General features: G+C 53.2%; 20 protein-coding genes. 12 read left to right on the forward strand and 8 right to left on the reverse strand.

Annotation, left to right across the window (positions count from 1 at the left end; genetic code table 11):
• Positions 1–25: 25 nt before the first annotated feature.
• From nirB to ADINL_RS15645, 7 genes are all read left to right on the forward strand, one after another.
• Positions 26–2,545 carry a nitrite reductase large subunit NirB gene (nirB, locus tag ADINL_RS15615; protein ID WP_036550128.1) on the forward strand — a complete coding sequence of 840 codons (2,520 nt, stop codon included), beginning with the start codon at positions 26–28 and terminating at the stop codon, positions 2,543–2,545.
• The gene (gene nirD / locus ADINL_RS15620) at positions 2,542–2,922 is read left to right on the forward strand and encodes a nitrite reductase small subunit NirD (protein WP_036550136.1); all 381 of its coding nucleotides are present in this window, start codon (positions 2,542–2,544) and stop codon (positions 2,920–2,922) included. The genes nirB and nirD overlap by 4 nt, the downstream gene beginning before the upstream one ends.
• Positions 2,923–3,043: 121 nt before the next feature.
• Complete coding sequence (locus ADINL_RS15625) at positions 3,044–4,702, forward strand: nitrite/sulfite reductase (protein WP_036550138.1); 1,659 nt, start codon at positions 3,044–3,046, stop codon at positions 4,700–4,702.
• Positions 4,686–5,189: a DUF934 domain-containing protein gene (locus ADINL_RS15630; RefSeq protein WP_036550141.1), complete on the forward strand. Its 504-nt coding sequence runs from the start codon at positions 4,686–4,688 to the stop codon at positions 5,187–5,189. The genes ADINL_RS15625 and ADINL_RS15630 overlap by 17 nt, the downstream gene beginning before the upstream one ends.
• Positions 5,190–5,198: 9 nt before the next feature.
• Entirely contained in the window at positions 5,199–5,924 is a 726-nt protein-coding gene (locus ADINL_RS15635; protein WP_036550144.1) for a phosphoadenylyl-sulfate reductase, read from the forward strand.
• Between the two features lie 20 nt (positions 5,925–5,944).
• A complete protein-coding gene (cysG, locus tag ADINL_RS15640; protein WP_036550147.1) occupies positions 5,945–7,333 on the forward strand; it encodes a siroheme synthase CysG in 1,389 nt (462 codons plus the stop codon).
• Positions 7,334–7,368: 35 nt separating this feature from the next.
• Positions 7,369–7,623, forward strand: a complete 255-nt coding sequence (locus tag ADINL_RS15645) for a GIY-YIG nuclease family protein (protein ID WP_036550149.1) — start codon at positions 7,369–7,371, stop codon at positions 7,621–7,623.
• Here ADINL_RS15645 and ADINL_RS15650 read toward each other — a convergent pair.
• The gene (locus ADINL_RS15650; RefSeq protein WP_036550151.1) at positions 7,613–8,953 is read right to left on the reverse strand and encodes a dihydroorotase; all 1,341 of its coding nucleotides are present in this window, start codon (positions 8,951–8,953) and stop codon (positions 7,613–7,615) included. The genes ADINL_RS15645 and ADINL_RS15650 overlap by 11 nt on opposite strands.
• Positions 8,954–9,075: 122 nt before the next feature.
• On the opposite strand from ADINL_RS15650, the gene ADINL_RS15655 reads away from it, so the two are divergent.
• From ADINL_RS15655 to ADINL_RS15665, 3 genes are all read left to right on the forward strand, one after another.
• Entirely contained in the window at positions 9,076–9,783 is a 708-nt protein-coding gene (locus tag ADINL_RS15655) for an MlaA family lipoprotein (RefSeq protein WP_036550153.1), read from the forward strand.
• Positions 9,784–9,851: 68 nt separating this feature from the next.
• Complete coding sequence (locus ADINL_RS15660; protein WP_051632884.1) at positions 9,852–11,012, forward strand: PP2C family protein-serine/threonine phosphatase; 1,161 nt, start codon at positions 9,852–9,854, stop codon at positions 11,010–11,012.
• A 2-nt stretch (positions 11,013–11,014) separates the two neighbouring features.
• On the forward strand, positions 11,015–11,500 hold the full coding sequence (locus ADINL_RS15665; RefSeq protein ID WP_036550155.1) for an STAS domain-containing protein: 486 nt from the start codon (positions 11,015–11,017) through the stop codon (positions 11,498–11,500).
• A gap of 11 nt (positions 11,501–11,511) precedes the next feature.
• Here ADINL_RS15665 and tal read toward each other — a convergent pair whose 3' ends face one another.
• The 7 genes from tal to arfB form a co-directional block, all read right to left on the reverse strand.
• On the reverse strand, positions 11,512–12,462 hold the full coding sequence (gene tal, locus ADINL_RS15670) for a transaldolase (protein ID WP_036550157.1): 951 nt from the start codon (positions 12,460–12,462) through the stop codon (positions 11,512–11,514).
• A gap of 10 nt (positions 12,463–12,472) precedes the next feature.
• The gene (gene dusA, locus ADINL_RS15675; RefSeq protein WP_084154557.1) at positions 12,473–13,471 is read right to left on the reverse strand and encodes a tRNA dihydrouridine(20/20a) synthase DusA; all 999 of its coding nucleotides are present in this window, start codon (positions 13,469–13,471) and stop codon (positions 12,473–12,475) included.
• Positions 13,472–13,546: 75 nt separating this feature from the next.
• The gene (locus tag ADINL_RS15680; RefSeq protein WP_036550160.1) at positions 13,547–14,017 is read right to left on the reverse strand and encodes a hypothetical protein; all 471 of its coding nucleotides are present in this window, start codon (positions 14,015–14,017) and stop codon (positions 13,547–13,549) included.
• A 42-nt stretch (positions 14,018–14,059) separates the two neighbouring features.
• Complete coding sequence (locus ADINL_RS15685) at positions 14,060–14,362, reverse strand: DUF2845 domain-containing protein (protein ID WP_036550163.1); 303 nt, start codon at positions 14,360–14,362, stop codon at positions 14,060–14,062.
• Positions 14,359–15,138: a glutathione S-transferase family protein gene (locus tag ADINL_RS15690; protein ID WP_051632885.1), complete on the reverse strand. Its 780-nt coding sequence runs from the start codon at positions 15,136–15,138 to the stop codon at positions 14,359–14,361. The genes ADINL_RS15685 and ADINL_RS15690 overlap by 4 nt, the downstream gene beginning before the upstream one ends.
• A 63-nt stretch (positions 15,139–15,201) precedes the next feature.
• The gene (locus ADINL_RS15695; RefSeq protein WP_036550167.1) at positions 15,202–17,595 is read right to left on the reverse strand and encodes an EAL domain-containing protein; all 2,394 of its coding nucleotides are present in this window, start codon (positions 17,593–17,595) and stop codon (positions 15,202–15,204) included.
• Between the two features lie 145 nt (positions 17,596–17,740).
• Positions 17,741–18,154, reverse strand: a complete 414-nt coding sequence (gene arfB / locus ADINL_RS15700; RefSeq protein WP_036550173.1) for an alternative ribosome rescue aminoacyl-tRNA hydrolase ArfB — start codon at positions 18,152–18,154, stop codon at positions 17,741–17,743.
• Between the two features lie 92 nt (positions 18,155–18,246).
• On the opposite strand from arfB, the gene ADINL_RS15705 reads away from it, so the two are divergent.
• Complete coding sequence (locus tag ADINL_RS15705; protein WP_036550174.1) at positions 18,247–19,590, forward strand: esterase/lipase family protein; 1,344 nt, start codon at positions 18,247–18,249, stop codon at positions 19,588–19,590.
• A 39-nt stretch (positions 19,591–19,629) separates the two neighbouring features.
• The gene (locus ADINL_RS15710; protein ID WP_036550177.1) at positions 19,630–20,055 is read left to right on the forward strand and encodes an acyl-CoA thioesterase; all 426 of its coding nucleotides are present in this window, start codon (positions 19,630–19,632) and stop codon (positions 20,053–20,055) included.
• The last annotated feature ends 21 nt before the right edge of the window (positions 20,056–20,076 follow it).

Here is a 20,076-nt window from a genome sequence, read left to right on the forward strand (position 1 = left end):
CATTACGGGTTTAAGAGGTCATAACATGAAAAAGCAACTTGTAGTCATTGGCAATGGTATGGTTGGCCATCATTTTGTCGAGCAGCTGATGGCGTCATCGGTCGCTGACGAGTATCAGGTGAGCGTTTTCGCCGAGGAGCCTTGCCGCGCTTACGACCGTGTGCATCTGTCGGAATATTTTGATCATCCGGATGCCACACACCTGCAACTGGGTGAGCCAGACTTTTACACCCGGCACTCGATTGCATTGCATCTGGCAGAACCCGTGATCCGGCTGGATCGTGACAGGCGTCGAGTGATTACCGCCCAGGGGGAGTATGCCTATGACGCCCTGGTGCTGGCGACCGGTTCCTATCCGTTTGTGCCACCTATTCCCGGACGGGAGCAGCCACATTGTCTGGTGTACCGGACGCTGGAAGATCTGGATGCGATTCGGGAAAGTGCGCAGGGTGCCCAACGTGGTGTTGTGGTGGGTGGTGGGTTGCTCGGCCTGGAGGCAGCGCATGCACTGACCAAACTCGGTCTGGAAGCGCATGTGGTGGAATTCGCGCCACGACTGATGCCGGTGCAACTGGATACTCAGGCTGGCGAGCTGCTGCGGCGCAAGATCGAAGCGCTGGGTGTGCAGGTACATACCGATAAGGCCACTCAGGCCATTGTCAGTGGTGATACGCAACGCCTGAAAATGTGTTTCAGTGATGAAAGCTATCTGGAAACCGATCTGATCGTGTTTTCGGCAGGTATCCGTCCGCAGGACCGGTTGGCCGCAGAGGCCGGACTGGTACTGGGCGAACGTGGTGGCATTCAGATTGACAGCCAGTGTCGCACCAGTGACCCCTCGATTTATGCCATAGGCGAGTGCGCAATCTGGAATCAACAGCAGTTTGGCCTGGTGGCACCCGGATATACCATGGCTCGGGTCGCTGTCGCCCACCTCAGTGGTGATGTCGGGACCCGTTTCAGTGGGGCAGATATGTCCACCAAGCTGAAGCTGCTGGGTGTTGATGTGGGTTCGATCGGTGATGCCCAGGGCCTTACACCGGGGGCATTGAACTACCGCTATGCGGATGAGCTGTCAGGTGTGTATCGGCGTCTGGTGGTGTCTGCCGATGGTCAGCATCTGCTGGGTGCGATCCTGATCGGCGATAACAGTTACTATGACACGCTGTTGCAGTATGCCTTGAACGCCATTGTGTTGCCGGAGTATCCGGAAACATTGATTCTGCCTGCCGTTGCGGGAGCAGAGCCGGTACTGGGTGTTGCCTCACTGCCACAGGAAGCGACACTCTGTTCCTGCCACAACGTGACCAAAGGCGACATTTGCGAGGCGATGAATGACGGCGCCGTTTCCATGGCGGACCTGAAGCAGATGACACGGGCGGCAACCGGTTGTGGTGGTTGTTCGGCGATGGTGAAAAATGTACTGGATGCCGAGCTGGAGAAGCGAGGGGTTCAGGTCGACAAATCGATCTGTGAGCACTTTGCCTATACCCGTCAGGAGCTGTTTCATCTGATTCGGGTGGAAGAGATACACAGCTTTGCCGATCTGCTGCAACGCTATGGCAAAGGCGGTGGTTGTGAGGTTTGCAAACCCGCTGTCGCATCCATTCTGGCCAGCGTCTGGAACGAGCATGTTCACGAGCCCGCACATGTCGCCTTGCAGGACACGAATGACACCTTTATGGCGAATATGCAGAAAAATGGCACCTATTCTGTCGTACCGCGTATTCCCGGTGGAGAGATCACCCCGCAGATGTTGATCAGCCTGGGTGAAGTAGGGCGCAAATACGACCTCTATACCAAAATCACCGGTGGCCAGCGCATCGACCTGTTTGGCGCCACCCTGGATGAGTTACCGCTGATCTGGGAAGAGTTGATTGCAGCCGGCTTCGAAACAGGGCACGCCTATGGCAAGTCGCTGCGTACGGTCAAATCCTGTATCGGTGATACCTGGTGTCGTTATGGGGTACAGGACAGCATGAGTATGGCGATACGCCTGGAGAATCGTTACAAGGGCTTGAGGACACCGCATAAGGTCAAGATGGCCGTTTCCGGCTGTACCCGTGAATGTGCCGAAGCCCAGAGCAAGGATGTCGGGGTCATTGCCACTGAAAAAGGCTGGAACCTGTATGTGTGTGGTAATGGTGGCATGAAGCCGCGTCATGCCGATCTGTTTGCGACCGATCTGGATGATGAAACCCTGATCCGTTATATCGACCGCCTGTTGATGTTTTATGTCTACACCGCTGATCGCCTGCAGCGTACATCTGTCTGGATGGAAAACCTGGAGGGTGGCTTGAGCTACCTTCAGGCGGTGGTGATGAACGACAGTCTGGGGCTGGCCGAGGAACTGGAGGCACGTATGCAGCATGTGGTGGACAGCTATCAGTGCGAATGGAAAACCGCTGTTGAAGACCCGCAGAAGCGCAAGCGTTTCCGCAGCTATGTGAATGCCAGTGAACCCAGACGCGCACGTATTCAGTTGATTGAAGAGCGGGGTCAGCGGATTCCGGCACGTAACCTGACCGAGGAGGAAGTGGCATGAATGCGGTGATTAACCTGAAATCATCCTGGCTGCCGGTGTGTCGCACCGAGGATCTGGTTGCCGGCTCAGGCGTAGCGGTACTGGTTGAGACTCAGCCAGTAGCGCTGTTCTGGTTGCCGGATCAACAGCCTGCCTATTATGCTGTTTCACACCGAGACCCTTTCTCCGGTGCCGAAGTGCTGGCGCATGGATTGCTCTGTGAAAGTGACGGGCAGTGGTCTGTGGCATCGCCGCTTTACAAACAGCACTTCAGTCTGGCAGATGGACAGTGTCTTGAAGATCCGAACATGCGCATTCGCTGCTGGCCTGTTCGTGAGCAGGCTGGCTGGATTGAGATCGACCTGTCAGGCCAGCAGACGGAGAGTCAGGTGGGTTAAATGTGTTTTAATTATAACAAAATTCATAATTAGTATTTTAAGTTATATTGCATTCAGAGTAGACTGCGCCCATCTGTCAATACCATCGCCTGAATTGCAGGTGTCAGGGGAAAGCTAAGCGATGTATCAATATAACACTGTCGATCAGCAGATTGTTGATGAGCGTGTCGAACAGTTCCGCGATCAAACCCGACGCTACCTGGCCGGAGACTTGTCTGATGATGAGTTTCTGGCCTTGCGTCTGATGAATGGCTTGTATATTCAGCGTCAGGCGCCCATGTTGCGTGTTGCCATTCCGTATGGCCTGATGTCGGCTAACCAGCTGCGCAAACTGGCCCATATTGCCCGTACCTATGACAAGGGCTATGGGCATTTCACCACGCGTACCAATATTCAGTTCAACTGGCCGAAGCTGGAAGAGGTGCCGGATATTCTGGCAGAGCTGGCGCAGGTACAGATGCATGCCATCCAGACCTCAGGTAACTGTATCCGTAACACCACCACAGATCACTTTGCCGGAGTGACACCGGACGAGCTGGAAGATCCACGGCCCTGGTGTGAAATCATTCGTCAGTGGTCGACTCTGCATCCGGAATTTGCCTATCTGCCACGCAAATTCAAAATTGCGGTGACCGGCAGTGCTGAAGACCGGGCCGCCAGTCAAGTGCATGATATAGGTTTGCACCTGGTGCGTAATGCTGAGGGGGACATCGGCTTTGAAGTGCTGGTCGGTGGTGGTCTGGGACGGACCCCGGTGATAGGTAAAGTGATCCGTGAATTCCTGCCCAAGCAGGATCTGTTGTCCTATCTGGACGCGATTTTGCGGGTCTATAACCTGAACGGTCGTCGTGACAACAAGTACAAGGCCCGTATCAAGATTCTGGTTGAAGCCATGGGCGTGGATGCGTTCCGCGATCAGGTGGAAGCTGAGTGGCAACATACCCGGGATACCGAATTGCGTCTGACGGATGCTGAAATTGCGCGAGTAAAGGGCTTTTTCCAGCCTCATCCCTATGAGGCGTTACCTGCCGAATCCCCTGCGTTGCAACAGCAGCTGCAGTCAGACAGCGACTTTAAGGTCTGGTTCGAGCGCAATACCCGTGCACACAAGGTCAGCGGATATCGCTGCGTGGTGGTATCACTGAAGCCACTGCTGGGTGCTCCAGGGGATATTACCGATCGCCAGATGGATGTGGTCGCTGAGCTGGCAGAGCAGTACAGCTTTGCTGAAATCCGCTCAACCCACGATCAGAACCTGGTACTGGCTGAAGTGCGCCAGGACGATCTCTATGCCGTGTGGACCGTGCTGACCGAATATAATCTGGCACGCGCCAATATCAACACCCTGACAGATATGATTGTCTGCCCGGGATTTGACTTCTGCGCGCTGGCCAATGCCAAGACACTGAATATCTCCGATGCGATCAACGCCGAGTTTGATAATCTGGATTATCTCTATGATCTGGGCGATATCCAGTTGAATATGTCGGGTTGTATCAATGCCTGTGGTCACCATCATGTTGGCCATATCGGTATTCTGGGCGTCGACAAAAAGGGTGAAGACTGGTACCAGATTACACTGGGTGGCTCTGGTCGTGAGGATGCGTCTCTCGGCAAGGTGCTGGGTAAAGCGGTTGCGGCCGATGAAGTACCTGCTGTCTTGCGTAAAATTCTGGAAACCTATGTTGAACAACGCACAGACGAAGAACGTTTTCTGGATACCGTGCGTCGTGTCGGTTTGACCCCGTTTAAGGAGAAAGTCTATGCCTCTGCTCATTAATCGTCAGCCTGCTGCCGATCGCTGGACGCTGATTCAGCCACAAGAGGGCGAGACACTGGAAGCGCTGGCGACAGGTGTAGACGCTCTGCTGGTGCCGATTGAACAGCTGGATGCAGCCGCCGCGCTGAATCCGGCTGCGTTAGGGGTGCAAATCAATGGTGACCATAGCGTTGCCCAGTTGCAGCCTTGGCTTGCCCGAGTGACGCTGATTGCCGTTGAATTCCCGGTGTTCCGTGATGGTCGTGGCTACAGTCTTGCCCGTCAGATACGCCGTCTGGGCTATGAAGGTGAACTCAGAGCAGTTGGTAATGTGGGGCGTGATCAGTTGGGCTATATGGAACGTTGCGGTTTCAATGCGTTCAGTCTGGCAGATGATCGCTACAGCCCGGATACCCTGAAAGCATTCAGTGAGATTTCTGTACGTTATCAGGGTGCCGCTGATGATCCACGCCCGGTGTATCGTCAACATTCTGAATCCACGGTATAAGGTGATCACATGTCTGATCAATTGACTCCCGAGCTGCAGCAGAAAATCGATCAGGTGGTGACTCAGCTGCGTGAAGCAACTGCGCAGTATCAGGGTAATCTGGTGCTGGCCAACAGTCTGGGTGCCGAAGATATGGTGCTGGCTGACCTGCTGGCACGCTATCTTCCGGATATCAGCCAGTTTGTGCTGGATACCGGTCGTTTGCCTGAGGAAACCCTGACTCTGCTGGCACGCGTGACAGAGCATTACCCGCAGTTACAGGTTGATGTGTACTATCCCGAAGCCGCTGCCGTGGAAGCCTATGTGCGTGAGCAGGGCATCAATGCTTTTTATCAGTCTCAGGAATTGCGTAAAGCCTGTTGTGGCGTGCGCAAACTTGAACCGCTCAAGCGTGCCCTGACAGGCCGTGCCGCCTGGATCACCGGGTTGCGGCGGGAACAGTCGGTGACGCGTGATACGGTAGCGTTTTCCGAATGGGATGCGGCCAACGGTTTGCAGAAGCTCAATCCGCTGGCGGACTGGAGTACCAAAGAGATCTGGGCCTATCTGCGGCATTTCAACGTGCCCTACAATGAACTGCATGATCGCCATTACCCCAGTATTGGCTGTGCGCCCTGTACCCGTGCGATCAGCGTGGGTGAAGATGTACGTGCCGGTCGCTGGTGGTGGGAAAATCCGGAAAACCGTGAGTGTGGGCTGCACGCTGCCTCCAGCATTCCGTTACGCCCTCGCTGAACCGCATCAGGACTCTCCGTATGGAATACTTGCCACTGTTTTTTGATCTCAAGGGACGTGAAGTACTGCTGGTCGGCGGTGGTGATGTCGCGCTGCGCAAAGCCCGGCTGTTGAGTCGGGCAGGTGCCCGGCTGACGGTGGTGGCACACCAGATCCATCCAGAGCTGCTGGCGCTGCTGAATGCACATCAGGGGCAAGCGTTAATCGGTGACTATCATGCCGGGCTGCTGCAGCAGAAAACGCTGGTGCTGGCGGCAACGGATGATGAGCCGCTGAATGAGCAGGTGCATCATGATGCCGTGGCCGTCAATGTGCCGGTGAATGTGGTCGATAATCCGCCGCTCTGCACCTTTATCTTTCCGGCGATTGTGGATCGTTCCCCGATCGTAATCGGTATCAGCTCTGGCGGTCAGTCGCCGGTCCTGGCGCGTATTCTGCGCTCACGTCTGGAAAGCCAGATCCCGGTCAGCTTCAGTCGCCTGGGCGCACTGGTCGGACGGCTGCGTGATCAGGTAAAAGCGCGTTTCAGTTCGGTGAATGAACGCCGTGTTTTCTGGGAAAAAGTGCTCAATGGGCAGGTTGCCGAGCGGGTCTTTGCCGGACGGGATGCCGAAGCGGAGTCCTTGTTGCTGGAACAGATACAGGCGGGTTCAGGCGACAGTCAGACAGGTGAGGTCTATCTGGTCGGTGCGGGGCCGGGTGATCCGGAACTGCTGACTTTCAAAGCCCTGCGGCTGATGCAGCAGGCGGATGTGGTGCTGTACGACCGTCTGGTATCCGACGAGGTGCTGGAGTTGTGCCGCCGCGATGCCGATATGATCTATGTCGGTAAAAAACGCGATCATCATGCCGTGCCACAGCAGGATATCAATCAACTCCTGATTGAACATGCGCAGGCAGGACGCCGTGTTGTCCGCCTGAAAGGTGGTGATCCATTTATCTTCGGCCGGGGCGGGGAAGAGCTGGAGCAGCTCAAGGCTGCCGGTATCCCGTTTCAGGTGGTGCCCGGTATTACAGCCGCCAGTGCCTGTTCAACCTACGGCGGTATCCCGCTGACCCACCGGAACTATGCCCAATCCGTCAAATTTGTGACCGGACAGCTGAAAAACCGCACCAGTGATCTGAATTTTGCCGAGCTGGTACAACCGAATCAAACCATCGTGTTTTACATGGGACTGCATACGCTTGAGCTGCTGGTTCAGGGTTTGCTGGAGCAGGGTAAACCGGCTGATACACCCATTGCCATCGTGTCTCAGGGCACATCGCCTCAGCAGCGGGTGTTGACCGGGCAGCTGCAGACCATCGTGGCACAGCAGGCTGAGGCGCAGCTGGAAGCACCGGCAATCATTATTGTGGGTGAAGTGGTTGCGCTGCAATCTCAGCTCAGCTGGTTCGGGCAGGACGCCTGATACCGCTGTGCGGTAATTTCTGGCATGATGCGCGCATGAATGAATGGTATGTCTACATGCTGCGCTGTGCTGACCAGTCGCTTTACACCGGTATTACCACTGACCTGCAACGCCGGTTGGATCAACATAACAACTGTGATCGTCTGGGCGCGCGCTATACCCGTGGCCGTCGACCGGTCACTCTGGTGTGGCAGGAAAGTCATCCGGATCGTAGCAGCGCACTCAAACGCGAGGCAGCGCTGAAAAAGCTCAGTCGCTGCGCCAAGGAACGTTTACTGCTCAGCGACTAAATGCCAGACGCTGCCCGGTCACGCCGGGTTCCTGAATTTGCCCTTCTCGATAGACAATCCGGCCATTTACCAGTGTTGTATCAATGCTGCTGCGGAACTGATAGTGCTCAAAAGGAGACCAGCCGCACTTATACAGGATGTTGTTGCGCGTCACGGTAAAGGGCTTATGCAGATCAACCAGAACCATATCGGCGAAATAGCCTTCACGCAGGTAGCCACGGTCGGCAATTTTGTAACGCTCGGCAACATTATGACAGACCTTCTGCACAATCCGCTCCAGCGTGAAAATGCCGTTGTGATAGTGTTCCAGCAGGCTCGGCAGGGCGTGTTGTACCAGAGGTAACCCGGCAGGTGCGTTAAAATAACTTTCGGCCTGTTTTTCTTCCCAGGTATGCGGCGCGTGATCCGTGGCGATGATGTCGATGATGTCCTCATTGACTGCACGCAGCAGGGCTTCGCGATCTGTCAGGGACTTGATGGCCGGGTTACATTTGATCTGATTGCCCAGGCGGGCATAGTCGTCGCTGCTGAAAAACAGATGATGTACACAGGCTTCCAGGGTAATCTGCTTGCCACTGACCGGGCCGGGGGTGAACAGTGACAGTTCATCGGCCGTAGTCAAATGCAGTACATGCAACTGGGTACCAAACTGCCTGGCCAGCCCCACCGCCAGCGTCGAAGACTTCAGGCAAGCCTCGCGTGAACGTATCTCCGGATGATACATCACCGGTATCTGCTCACCATATTCAGCACGGTATTTTGCTTCGTTGGCCAGAATAGTGGGGGAGTCCTCACAGTGCGTCACAACAATAGACGGGGCTTCACGAAAAATGCCCTCCAGCGCCTGAATGTTGTCGACCAGCATATTGCCGGTCGATGCACCCATAAATACCTTGACACCACAGGCCTGGTTTTTGTCCAGACGCTTGATCTGCTCAAGGTTGTCATTGGAAGCGCCCATATAGAATGAGTAGTTGGCGATGGATTTTTGCCCGGCAAGGGCAAACTTGTCTTCCAGGGCTTCAATTGTCAGGGTAGGCGGTTTGACATTCGGCATCTCCATATAGCTGGTGATACCACCGGCCACGGCAGCGCGCGATTCAGTATAGATATCGCCTTTATAGGTCACGCCAGGTTCACGAAAATGCACTTGATCGTCAATCATGCCGGGTAACAGATACTTGCCGCTGGCATCCAGTACCTCGCAGTCGATCGGCGGACTGATAAAGTCGGCAATCTTCTCGATTCGTTCCCCTTGAATCAATACATCCGCATCGCTGATACGACCTTCGTTGACAATTTTGGCGTTTTTGATCAAAAGGTGGCTCATGCAAGCATCCCTGTCAGTTGGTTTTGTTTCAATTATAAACTTAATCCGCTTTATTCGCAGCGCATCAATGACTACAATAGACCTCATTAGCTTCGCATCTCTGGCAGAATATAGGAAATGAAATGCTGTCTAAATCCTTGAGAAAAGTTGCGTTTACCGCGAGTGTTGTCATGTCGTTGTCTGTTACGGCTGCTCAGGCTCAACAGGAAAATGATCCCTGGGAAGGGTTTAACCGCGCAATGTTTTCTTTTAACGATGGTCTGGATCGTGCCATCGTAAAACCGGTGACTCAGGGTTATCGCTACGTCACTCCGGAAATTGCCCAGACAGGCGTGAACAATTTCTTTGAAAATCTCAGAGATGTGCGCACCATGATCAACAACCTGCTGCAAGGCAAGGTTCATAATGCGCTGGAAGATTTTTCCCGTATAACCTTCAATACCACTTTTGGTATTGGTGGTCTGATCGATGTGGCAACCCCGATGGGAATCCCCAAGAACAACGAAGACTTTGGTCAGACATTGGGCTATTGGGGTGTGTCTTCAGGTCCCTATGTTGTACTGCCACTCTTTGGACCGAGTACCGTTCGCGATACAGTCGGCATGGTGCCGGACTGGTACCTGGACCCGGTTACCTATGTGGATGACCGTGCTGTCCGTAATTCATTACGTGCTGTCCGCCTGATCGATACGCGTTCACAGCTGATGAATGCTGAGCGTATTATCAGCGGTGATCGTTATGTATTCATTCGTGATGCTTACCTGCAACGTCGGGAATACCTCATCAATGATGGTGAGATGGAAGTTCGATTTGATGAATCGGATTTCTAAAGTCTCTTGAAACCCGTGTTGTCAACAGGTCCGCTCATGAATCCAATCAACAACAGGTTCAGTGATTTATGAGTCGGATCTTTCAGCATGTGCTTCTGGTATCTGCATGTACTGAAACTGTAGATCGCCTGATCGAGCTGTGCGAACTCTGCGATAGACCCAATCTTAAAATCTCGTTGGCGCGTGATCTCGACACTGCATACAGTTTGCTGGAAAGCCGTGAACACTCGGTTGCCATTCTGGATTTGTCTCTGGTCGATCTCGATACTTTACGCCATCTCGCTGCGCGTCTGACCCCAAAACCGGTAGTCGCCCTGATTCCGCAGGATAGTTCGACCGCATTGCGTCAGGCGTTGCGTGCCGGTGCAGATGATGTATTCTTGTGTAGTGAATTGTTTGATAATACCGATGCGTTTGTGACCTCAATGCAGCGTCAAATCAGCCGGGCAGCCTATATTGAAGATGCCGGGCGTTTACGTGAGTCTCTCGAACGCAGTCTGGATGAACTCCGCTCAGATCATCATGCCGCCCAGCACGTGCAGCAAAACCTGCTGCCTCCACGAGAGCAGGTGATCAACGGTTTGAAATTCGAATATACCCTGACACCTTCGCTGCTGCTCAGCGGTGACTTTGTCGATGCAATTCAGATCAATGACCATCAGACCATGTTCTATTTGGCCGATGTGTCAGGTCATGGCGCTTCGTCTGCACTGGTAACGGTCCTGCTCAAGAATCTGACGGGGCGTCTGGTACGTAACTACCGCAGACACTCAAGTTTTGACCTGTTGTCACCCTCGGCGACCCTGAACCGTATCAATCAGGAAATTCTGTTGACGCGTATGGGCAAGCACATGACGATGTTTGTCGGGTTGCTGGATAACCGTAATTCGACGCTCACCTATGCAGTGGGTGGACATCATCCCATGCCTGTACTGAGTACAGCGGGACATGCAGAGTTTCTGCAAGGTCGTGGTATGCCGGTTGGCTTGTTTGAAAAGCCGGTTTTTGAGGAACGTGAAATTGTGCTGCCTGAGCATTTCACCCTGACGTTATTTTCAGATGGGATTCTGGAAACTATTGCTGAACCTTCTCTGGCGGACAAGGAAGCCTTGCTGCTGAGAAAATTGAAAGATGGATTTGTATCATCGGAGCAGCTGACCACTGAACTTGAGTTTGGTGCTGAAAGCCATCCAGATGATGTTGCCATTATGACAGTATCTCGAGCCTGACCATGAGTGACGGTGAAATTTTTTATGCCTGTCAGGATGGGCACTATGTACTCAAGTTTGTCGGAGAAGTGCGTTTAACGCTCTGTTCCACCATCGACAAGCACCTTGAGCAGTGTCTTTCCAACGAAGCGATCAAAGATACGCTGATCGACCTGACAGAAACAACCAATATCGACAGTACCTCGCTGGGGCTGGTTGCCAAACTGGCAATCAAATGCAGTGAGCGTGACATGCCAAAGCCTACGCTGGTGTCCACCAATCCGGATATCACACAGATTCTGTTAGCGATGGGCTTCGATCAGGTCTTTTTACTGCTCGACTTCTTGCCCACCAGTGTAAAAGACCTGAAGCAGGTGCCCTTTGTGCTGGAGTCTGAGGATGATGTGCGCAAGCGTATCATTCACGCCCACAAGGTCCTGATAGATCTGAACGAAGGCAACCGCAGTGCTTTCAAGGATCTGGTTGAGACCCTTGAAAGCTGTTCCTGACGCGCTGCAGGTCAGATCTGACTCAGCAGTGTTTCCAGTTTGACCTGATCCTGAGCAAAGTTACGAATACCTTCGGCCAGTTTCTCGGTCGCCATGGCATCTTCGTTCATCTGCCAGCGGAAGGCAACTTCGTCGACAGGCTGCTTTGCGTCATCTGATGAACACTGTTCCGCATCCAGACGACGTACCAGCGGCGCTTGCGACTCCGCCAGTTCCTGCATTAATGCCGGACTGATGGTTAAGCGGTCACAGCCTGCCAGAGCGCGTATCTCATCAATGTTACGGAAGCTGGCACCCATCACCACCGTGTTGTACGCATGGGTTTTGTAATAGCGGTAGATGCGGCTGACCGAGGCAACACCCGGGTCCAGATCGCCACTGAAATTCTGCTCCGGATAGCGTGCCTTGTGCCAGTCCAGGATGCGGCCCACAAAAGGTGAAATCAGAAACACCCCGGCATCTGCACAGGCTTTGGCCTGGCTGAAACCAAACAGCAGTGTCAGGTTGCACTGAATCCCTTCTTTTTCCAGTACTTCGGCAGCGCGGATGCCTTCCCAGGTGGATGCAATCTTGATCAGAACACGTTCACGCCCCACACCCAGTTTGGCATACATCTCAATCAGCTGGCGTGCCTTGCTCAGCGTTGCCTGAGTGTCAAAAGACAGGCGTGCATCCACTTCGGTGGAAATGCGTCCGGGAATCATCTGACTGATTTCACTCCCGAGCAAGACCGCCAGGTGGTCGGTCATACGCTGCAGCTGTTCAGCATTAGAGCCGTCAACGGCCAGCGCCTGCTGCTTGGCCTGTTGCAACAAATGTGCATACTTGGGGTCCTGCGCTGCTTTCAGCATCAGTGATGGGTTGGTGGTGGCATCCACCGGCTTGAATCGGGCAATCGCTTCGATATCGCCGGTATCCGCAACCACGCTGGTAATCTGTTTCAGTTGTTCAAGCTGGTCCATCGTTACTTCCTTATCCTGTGACAAATTCAAGTGCCTGTTGAAATACCTCAGGCCCGGCAGTTTTCTGGTGGCCATTTTCACTGATATGGCGGCGGAACTGCTTACCGCCGCGCTGACCATGAAACAGACCGAGCAGGTGCTTGGTGATGGCATACAAAGGGGCACCGAGCGCAACCTGTGTTTCTATGTAGGGAATAAAGGCTTGTGCTATCTCCACACGCGACGCTATTGGATGGTGGTCATCAAACAGTCGGGCATCCACCTCACTGAGGAGTGGATAGGGGTTTTGATAGGCTTCCCGACCAATCATTACACCATCGACGTGCTGCAAGTGCGTAATACAATCATCCAGAGTTGTTATACCGCCATTGATGATAATTTCCAAGTCTGGAAACGTTTGTTTGACGTCATACACCCGGTCATAACAGAGCGGCGGTATCTCGCGGTTCTGCTTCGGGTTAAGACCTTGCAGAATGGCCTTGCGCGCATGAACGATAAACGTCTGACAGCCACTCTGGCGCACCTGTTCGATGAAGCTCAGGAGATACTCCTGACTGTCCAGCTCATCAATACCAAGGCGATGCTTGATTGTCACCGGAATGCGCACAGCATCCTGCATCCTGGCAAGACACTCCGCCACCCGCTGAGGATGCTCCATCAGACAGGCACCGATCATATTATTCTGTACCCGGTCACTGGGGCAGCCGACATTCAGGTTGACCTCATCATAACCATGATCCTCTGCCATACGGGCGCAGAGTGCCAGCTCTTCGGGATTGCTGCCACCCAGCTGCAAGGCGACAGGATGCTCATCAGCGCTGTAACGCAGAAAACGCTCACGGTGGCCATGAATCAGCGCACCGGTGGTCACCATTTCGGTATAGAGCAGGGCGTGTTGTGACATCAGACGATGGAAGGAACGGCAGTGGGTATCAGTCCAGTCCATCATCGGGGCAATGGAAAAACGTCGATTCACATAACCCGTGGTATTTTCAGTATTATCAGACATGTAACGCAGCGTGCTCTTGGTGTAAGTGACAGTTGCAAAAAGATTGCACGATTATACACGCAGCGCACAGGAGTTTCAGTGATGATCCACCGATTGCTTACGCAAGCCCAGGTATTTTACCCACCGATAAATCCGCAGCAAACCGCTTTGGCCCAGCAGTATCAGAATACTCAAGATCACCACCAGCAGGGAGCCATAGGAAAGCTCGCCGGTGGTGGTATAGCGGTTAATGACCAGACCAAGGTGCTGGATAAACAGATACATGCCGATCAGAAAGCTTCCGGCGCGCACCAGATCATCGTCATGAATGGCCGGAGTTGTGGCGGTATCGTCATGCAGACGGCTAGCAATCGCGCTGGCAAAATACCATAACAGCAAGCCTGCAATCATAGGAATGGCCAGTGTAGCGATGAACACTGGACGCCATTCATCTGTCCAGAACTCATGGACGTTGGCGCTGAACAGCAACGGCGTAACAGCCAAAAGAGGGTTCAAGCCCAGATACAGGCCCAGCAGCTTAATCAGTAGTGTTGAAAAAGGTTTCATTGTATCGATCATCCTTGGTCGTGAGGTTGTTCTGGAGGCGTACTAGAAGCGGCTCCACTCAATTTTGTCGATCACGCCATCGGATATATGAATAGTGTAATTGAGATCATTATAGCGATAGAACCAGATCTCATTGGTGCGCCATTCACGGCAGTCACCCTGGCGGTTATGACTGGTACACACATCCGATGTTGTTTTGTTCAAAGGCTCACCGAGATGTATCAGAAGCAGGCTTGCCGGCTTTCCTTCATTGATGAGCGTATTGTCAAAGCGCAAGCTGGAAGCATGCGCATGGCCAGCGAACAATAACAGCAGAATAAATAGAGTGCTTGTATATTTTTTCATGTGATTGCAGAGGCTCCTGTAAGGTTGTTTGTATTCAGGTGGCGGTATCGCTCATAAATGCCTGCCAGCTCATTCAGATCAGCCTGATGTTTATCCATCCATGCCAGCATCTTTGTCGGCAAACGTCGAGTATTACCCCAGTCGATACCATAACCAGCAGGCATAAACAGTGGGGAAAACAGCGCGGCAGCTGTCAGGTCAGCACGGGAAAAGTGATCTCCTGCCAGATAGCGTCCTGAACGATAGATCTCACTGATTTCACCTAAACAGGCTTCAACTGTCTGGCGTGCGACGTCGGCATTGGCAGCATTGATACGCATTTTTTTACGCATCACCTGTGCGACTTTTGGAAACAACAGTCGGAATAGCCAGCGTTTGTAAGCCGGTGAACCTGTTGTCAGCCAGAGAACCAGAATGTCTGGCCGATCAAGCAGATAATGATAGGCAAATACCCGGACAGCGGTACCCGCTTCAGTATCCAGTCGTGACTCCCAGTGCTGGATCTGCTGCAGTTCAGCCTCACTGCCCTGAACCAGAGAAGGGTTCGGCTGCAAACGATCAAGATAGTCCAGAATAGCCGCAGAACCCTGAATGATCTGGTCTCCCTTTACCAGAAGAGGGAGGGCTGTCGAGCGGGATAACGTGCCGATAGTTTTGATATGAAAACCGGGTATCAGGTTACAGGTTTTGTAGTCGAGTCCTTTCCAATCGAGCGTCCAGCGTACCTTTTCACAATAATGTGAAATAGGAAACTGATAGAGGGTTATGTCAGTCATGCGCTAAAGTCCGGTTTCATATATCTGTCCCTGGTTCTAACACCTGATCCTGAGTGTTGCAAGTTATAATAGATCAAGATATTCCTCAGGCGACATGGGGCGATGAAAAAAATACCCCTGACCGGAATGGCAGCCCCAGGAAGAGAGCAGCTTCAACTGCTCCTCTGTCTCAATCCCTTCGGCTGTCGTATGAATGTGCAGATCCCGGCTCAGTTGAATCAGACTGCGGCATAGCGTCTGGTGGGTCGGATTACTGTCCAGATCTGACACGAACAGGCGGTCAATCTTGATTTCATCCGGCTGCAGGCGGTGGATGTTTTGCATGGAGCTATAACCTGCGCCGAAGTCATCTATGGACAGACTAAATCCTGCCGATCTCAGCAGGGCCGCATTATCAACGGCTAGCCCACTGTCACTGACGACCGATGTTTCGGTAATCTCCAGGACAATGCTGCCAGGTGAAATACCATAGCCCTTACACAGTTCGATGACACCCGCTGCAAAATTTTGCTGCAGCAGATCGCGAGCAGAAATATTGATTGCCAGTGTTGTTCCCTGCAGTTGATCTGCATGCTGTTGCATCCAGCTGAGTACCTGATGCAGTATCAGTTGTGTCAGTTGATAGATCAGCCCCACATGTTCAGCCAGCGGGATAAAATCTGCGGGTGACACCCTGCCCAGGCTTGCATGATGCCAACGTAACAACACCTCACCACTGTTGATCTGGCCTGTCGCCAGGACGATTTTGGGTTGGATCTCAAAGTGAAAGTCATGATTGCGGATTGCTTTGCTCATTTCAGCCACCAGCATCAATTGCCGATGCTGGCGCGATTGCAGGTCCTGCTGATAGGGGCTCCACAGGTGGGTTGAGCGCCAGTTGGCGCGAGCCGCCAGCTGTGCATGCTGGTAGAGCGTCGTCACATCCATCCTGTTCAGATCGCCTGATGCCACGCCGATAGAGAACAGCTGCTGAAACTCAAGCTGGCTCAGATGGATCGTCTGGTTCAGCACCGGTTCCAGATGCTCAATAATCGCTCCGGGGCTGTCCAGATGATCACACAGAAACACCAGGTTTTCCTGATCCATATCGATGACATTGGAATGACTGAGATTGGGTAGACGATGGCGCAGAATATGGGGTTCAGACTCCAGCGCCTGATTGATGCGCTGTGCCAGTGTTGCCGAGGCTTTCATCGCGCTTTCCGGTCCCACCGCTTCGCTCAGCTCGGTGATACCGGATAACTGAATCAGTACCAGATGCACTCTATCATTGGGTAGCGCATGTTGCCGGTGCAGGTGGTTGATAAAATAGTTCCGGTTGGCCAATCCTGAAACCGGGCTCGTCAGCAGTTGCTGATTTTTTTCTGTCTCCAGATAGCGGGTACGTTGAGTCAGACTGAACGAGAAGCACAGCAGCTCAATAACCGTACTGATCAGCAAGGCGTGTTCGGTGAAGGTGTTAAAAGGCAACTGGCTACGGAACACCATGCCGCCAATAGCGGCCCCAACAATGAAGAACGACCAGGCGACCAGAAACAGTGCGGCAGGGGAGAATCCCGTGCGTAAAATTTTGAAACCGAGGTACAGGCAATAGATGGATACCGCACCCTGGAGCACTGAAAAAGGGGTCGCATAGGCGTATTCAGGTACAACCAGGCTGACCAGCACGGCACTGGCAAAGGCCAGATCAGCCAGGCGGCGATAACGCCACCAGCCGGGTAAACGGGTACGAATTTGCAGAAACTGTAAGCTGAAGTGAAAAATACACCAGGCCGAGAGGGTATACAGGGTCAAGATAATTGAACCCAAAAACTGGTTGAACGCCATCGGCCACAACCAGGGGCCAAACCCCTGTGTGACGCCCAGGCTGAGAAACACCAGCGAGTGAAACAGGATGTAAAAACCGTAGGCAGGATAGCGGAACAGTAAAAAAGTGACGGTGTTATGGATCAGCAAGATCAGCAGTGCACCGGCAGCGGCTGCCCAGATCTTGAAACTCGTCTCGGTCAGTTGCTCAAACTGCTTCGGACTCATCAGCCGCAGCGGTAAGAGAAGCGGTCCTTCACTGGCTTTACGAATCAACACCTGATGAGTACTGCCCGGCTGCAGCTCCACCGGGAACCAGATGCTGGCATAGGCGGCATCCGGACTCCATGACTGTGTATCGCCACGCACCCAGTGACGCACGACCTCACCGTTCTGGAGTAGATAAAAATCCAGCTCATCAATCATGATATTGCTGAGCCGAAAGATTAACTCAGTTGGTGTATCAACCGGAGCAAACTCGATTTTGTGCCAATAGGCCTGGGCAGAAAGATCACTGGCCGGATGGAATAAAGCGGTGTCGAATTCAAGGCTTGCCAGTGCATCTTCTGCCGCAAGGCGCTCCGGTCCTTCCTGCGCCGTGAGCAGCGGCTCACGCAAATAGTCTGTCGATCCGGTGAAGTCTGAAGGCACAACAAATGCTCCGACAGGCGTGGATAAAAGACAGAACAGCACTATCCCGGCGCGACTCAGTAATTGCAGAATTCAGTTCCCATGCAGGTGCTTACGACATAAAACCTGCATTGAGTATAGTGTGATAATTCCAGGGGTGCCCAACTCAGAAATCGACCTTGTTGCGCAACGCCTTGGTTTTTCCGCGTTGCGTTTTCTCATCCACCCGACGGCGTTGCGAACCCTTGGTCGGTTTCGTTGCCCGACGGGGCTTCGCCTGCTTGATGGCGAGCTGAATCAGTTCTTTCAGGCGCAGCAGCGCGTCTTCTTTATTCATCTCCAGGGTACGAAAACGCTGCGCCTTGATCACAATCACACCGTCCTGATTGATGCGCTGGTCTGAATAGTTGAGCAGACGCTCCTTGTATGCCGGAGGCAAGGACGAGCGGTGGATGTCGAAGCGCAAATGTACAGCCGAGGCGACCTTGTTGACATTCTGTCCACCTGAACCCTGCGCACGGATCGGCTGGAATTCAATCTCCCAGTCAGCCAGGTGGATGGTTTCGGTAATATCGAGCAAAAGCACCTCAGTGTTCTGATGGATGAAAAGCCAACTTTGTACTATACCTCTAACGATACGTTGAAGAACAACAAGCAGAGGCAGGAACGACGATGCTCATCATTATCCATGGATGGAGCGATAACTACAGCTCTTTTAAAACCCTTGCCAGGAAACTGGCAGCCGCACAACCGGAAGGCATTGCTGCTGACATCCGGCATGTCAGGCTGGGCGATTATGTCACGCTGGACGATCAGGTCAATTATGAAGACCTGGCAGAAGCGATGCAGCGAGCCTGGACCGATCTGGAACTGCCCACCGCTCACCGCAGTGTTGATGTAGTCATTCACAGCACCGGCGGTCTGGTAGTGCGGCACTGGATAACACGTTACTTTACCCCGGACACCGTACCCATCAAACGTCTGTTAATGCTGGCTCCCGCCAACTTTGGGTCGCCGCTGGCGCACACAGGGCGAAGTATGATTGGCCGGGCAGTGAAAGGTTGGAAGGGGACACGTCTATTTGAGACGGGTGCACAGATACTCAAAGGGCTGGAGATTGCCAGTTCCTATACCTGGAAACTGGCTGAGAAGGATCTGTTGGGCGAACAGATTTACTATGGTCCGGGGCGAATACTCTGCACCGTACTAGTAGGGAATGCCGGATATAAAGGTATCTCGGCACTGGCGAATCAGCCGGGTACTGATGGCACAGTACGTGTCTCGACAGCCAATCTCAATGTAGCTGCATTCGAACTCGACTTTACTGATCCGACTCGGGAAGTGTTACCGCGCATGCACCAGACCCAGTTAGGTACCGCTTTCGGGATTGCAGATCTGGAAGATCACAGTTCCATTGCCGCCAAGGGCGGGGGGCCGCGTCGGCAGCCAACCTGGGCGCTGATCTGCAATGCGCTTCGTGTTGAAGATGACGGGTTTACAGCCTGGCAGCAACAGCTGGAAAGACACAATCGCGACGTGACAGAGCAGGCCGAGAAGCGCCGCAGTTCTCACTACAACAGCTATCAAAATACAGTTATTCGAGTGGTGGATCATCACGGCACACCCGTCACCGACTATGTGATCGAACTCTTTGCCAATGACGACAAAGGCCAACGTAACCGACTGCGTACCCAGCGTTTGCAGGAACAGGCGATTAACAAAGTGCATGCCTGGTCCGGTGATGCGTCCTACCGCAGTTTTCTGATCAACTGCACCGAGCTGTATAAAATTATCGATCAGCCAGAAGATCGCTTGAACATCAGCCTCACCGCCGTACCTGAACTGAGCAGCGGGCTTGTCGGCTACAAAACCTACACAGATGAAGATATCTCAACCCTGTCATTAAACCCGCAAGAACTCAAAGCCATCTTTCAGCCACACCGCACCCTGTTGATCACCATTGTCTTGAAACGTTATCAAAAAGAAGCGGTATTCCAGTTCAAAAATGCGGTATAAATACAGGCAAATCAACACAGCGACACAGAGAGAAGATCAATGCAGCAACAAGACGATGCCCCCGCCCGTGGCCGACTCACCATTCGCACCCTGGCGATGCCATCCGATACCAACCCGTCAGGTGATATTTTCGGCGGCTGGGTGCTGTCGCAAATGGACTTGGCCGCCGGTATCTGCGCCGGTCAGCGTGCCCAGTGTCGCGTCGTCACGGTTGCTCTGGATGGCATGAGCTTCATTCGGCCCGTGAAAGTAGGGGACATACTGGGCGTCTATACCGAAGTCTGTCGGGTAGGGCGCAGCTCACTCGATATTCATGTCGAAAGCTGGGTCAGACGAGGCCGTATCGGCAAGCGTGAAAAAGTCACCGAGGCAGTGTTCAAATTCGTAGCACTGGATGACGAGGGCAAACCGACCAAAGTGCCAGATGCCGACTCATTGCCACCCTATGTGGAAAGTGAGATGTAAGCTCAGTTCGCCCTGAGCAGC

It is taken from the genome of Nitrincola lacisaponensis (genome assembly GCF_000691225.1).
Lineage (GTDB): Bacteria > Pseudomonadota > Gammaproteobacteria > Pseudomonadales > Balneatricaceae > Nitrincola > Nitrincola lacisaponensis.

What these genes read in the sequence shown, in the direction of transcription:
- dusA (WP_084154557.1), bottom strand. Translation starts at nt 13,471, where the DNA reads ATGTCTGATAATACTGAAAATACCACGGGTTATGTGAATCGACGTTTT.
- ADINL_RS15655 (WP_036550153.1), top strand. Translation starts at nt 9,076, where the DNA reads ATGCTGTCTAAATCCTTGAGAAAAGTTGCGTTTACCGCGAGTGTTGTC.
- nirB (WP_036550128.1), top strand. Translation starts at nt 26, where the DNA reads ATGAAAAAGCAACTTGTAGTCATTGGCAATGGTATGGTTGGCCATCAT.
- ADINL_RS15660 (WP_051632884.1), top strand. Translation starts at nt 9,852, where the DNA reads ATGAGTCGGATCTTTCAGCATGTGCTTCTGGTATCTGCATGTACTGAA.
- ADINL_RS15625 (WP_036550138.1), top strand. Translation starts at nt 3,044, where the DNA reads ATGTATCAATATAACACTGTCGATCAGCAGATTGTTGATGAGCGTGTC.
- tal (WP_036550157.1), bottom strand. Translation starts at nt 12,462, where the DNA reads ATGGACCAGCTTGAACAACTGAAACAGATTACCAGCGTGGTTGCGGAT.
- ADINL_RS15635 (WP_036550144.1), top strand. Translation starts at nt 5,199, where the DNA reads ATGTCTGATCAATTGACTCCCGAGCTGCAGCAGAAAATCGATCAGGTG.
- ADINL_RS15690 (WP_051632885.1), bottom strand. Translation starts at nt 15,138, where the DNA reads ATGACTGACATAACCCTCTATCAGTTTCCTATTTCACATTATTGTGAA.
- ADINL_RS15645 (WP_036550149.1), top strand. Translation starts at nt 7,369, where the DNA reads ATGAATGAATGGTATGTCTACATGCTGCGCTGTGCTGACCAGTCGCTT.
- nirD (WP_036550136.1), top strand. Translation starts at nt 2,542, where the DNA reads ATGAATGCGGTGATTAACCTGAAATCATCCTGGCTGCCGGTGTGTCGC.
- ADINL_RS15630 (WP_036550141.1), top strand. Translation starts at nt 4,686, where the DNA reads ATGCCTCTGCTCATTAATCGTCAGCCTGCTGCCGATCGCTGGACGCTG.
- ADINL_RS15650 (WP_036550151.1), bottom strand. Translation starts at nt 8,953, where the DNA reads ATGAGCCACCTTTTGATCAAAAACGCCAAAATTGTCAACGAAGGTCGT.
- ADINL_RS15685 (WP_036550163.1), bottom strand. Translation starts at nt 14,362, where the DNA reads ATGAAAAAATATACAAGCACTCTATTTATTCTGCTGTTATTGTTCGCT.
- ADINL_RS15710 (WP_036550177.1), top strand. Translation starts at nt 19,630, where the DNA reads ATGCAGCAACAAGACGATGCCCCCGCCCGTGGCCGACTCACCATTCGC.
- ADINL_RS15680 (WP_036550160.1), bottom strand. Translation starts at nt 14,017, where the DNA reads ATGAAACCTTTTTCAACACTACTGATTAAGCTGCTGGGCCTGTATCTG.
- ADINL_RS15705 (WP_036550174.1), top strand. Translation starts at nt 18,247, where the DNA reads ATGCTCATCATTATCCATGGATGGAGCGATAACTACAGCTCTTTTAAA.
- cysG (WP_036550147.1), top strand. Translation starts at nt 5,945, where the DNA reads ATGGAATACTTGCCACTGTTTTTTGATCTCAAGGGACGTGAAGTACTG.
- ADINL_RS15665 (WP_036550155.1), top strand. Translation starts at nt 11,015, where the DNA reads ATGAGTGACGGTGAAATTTTTTATGCCTGTCAGGATGGGCACTATGTA.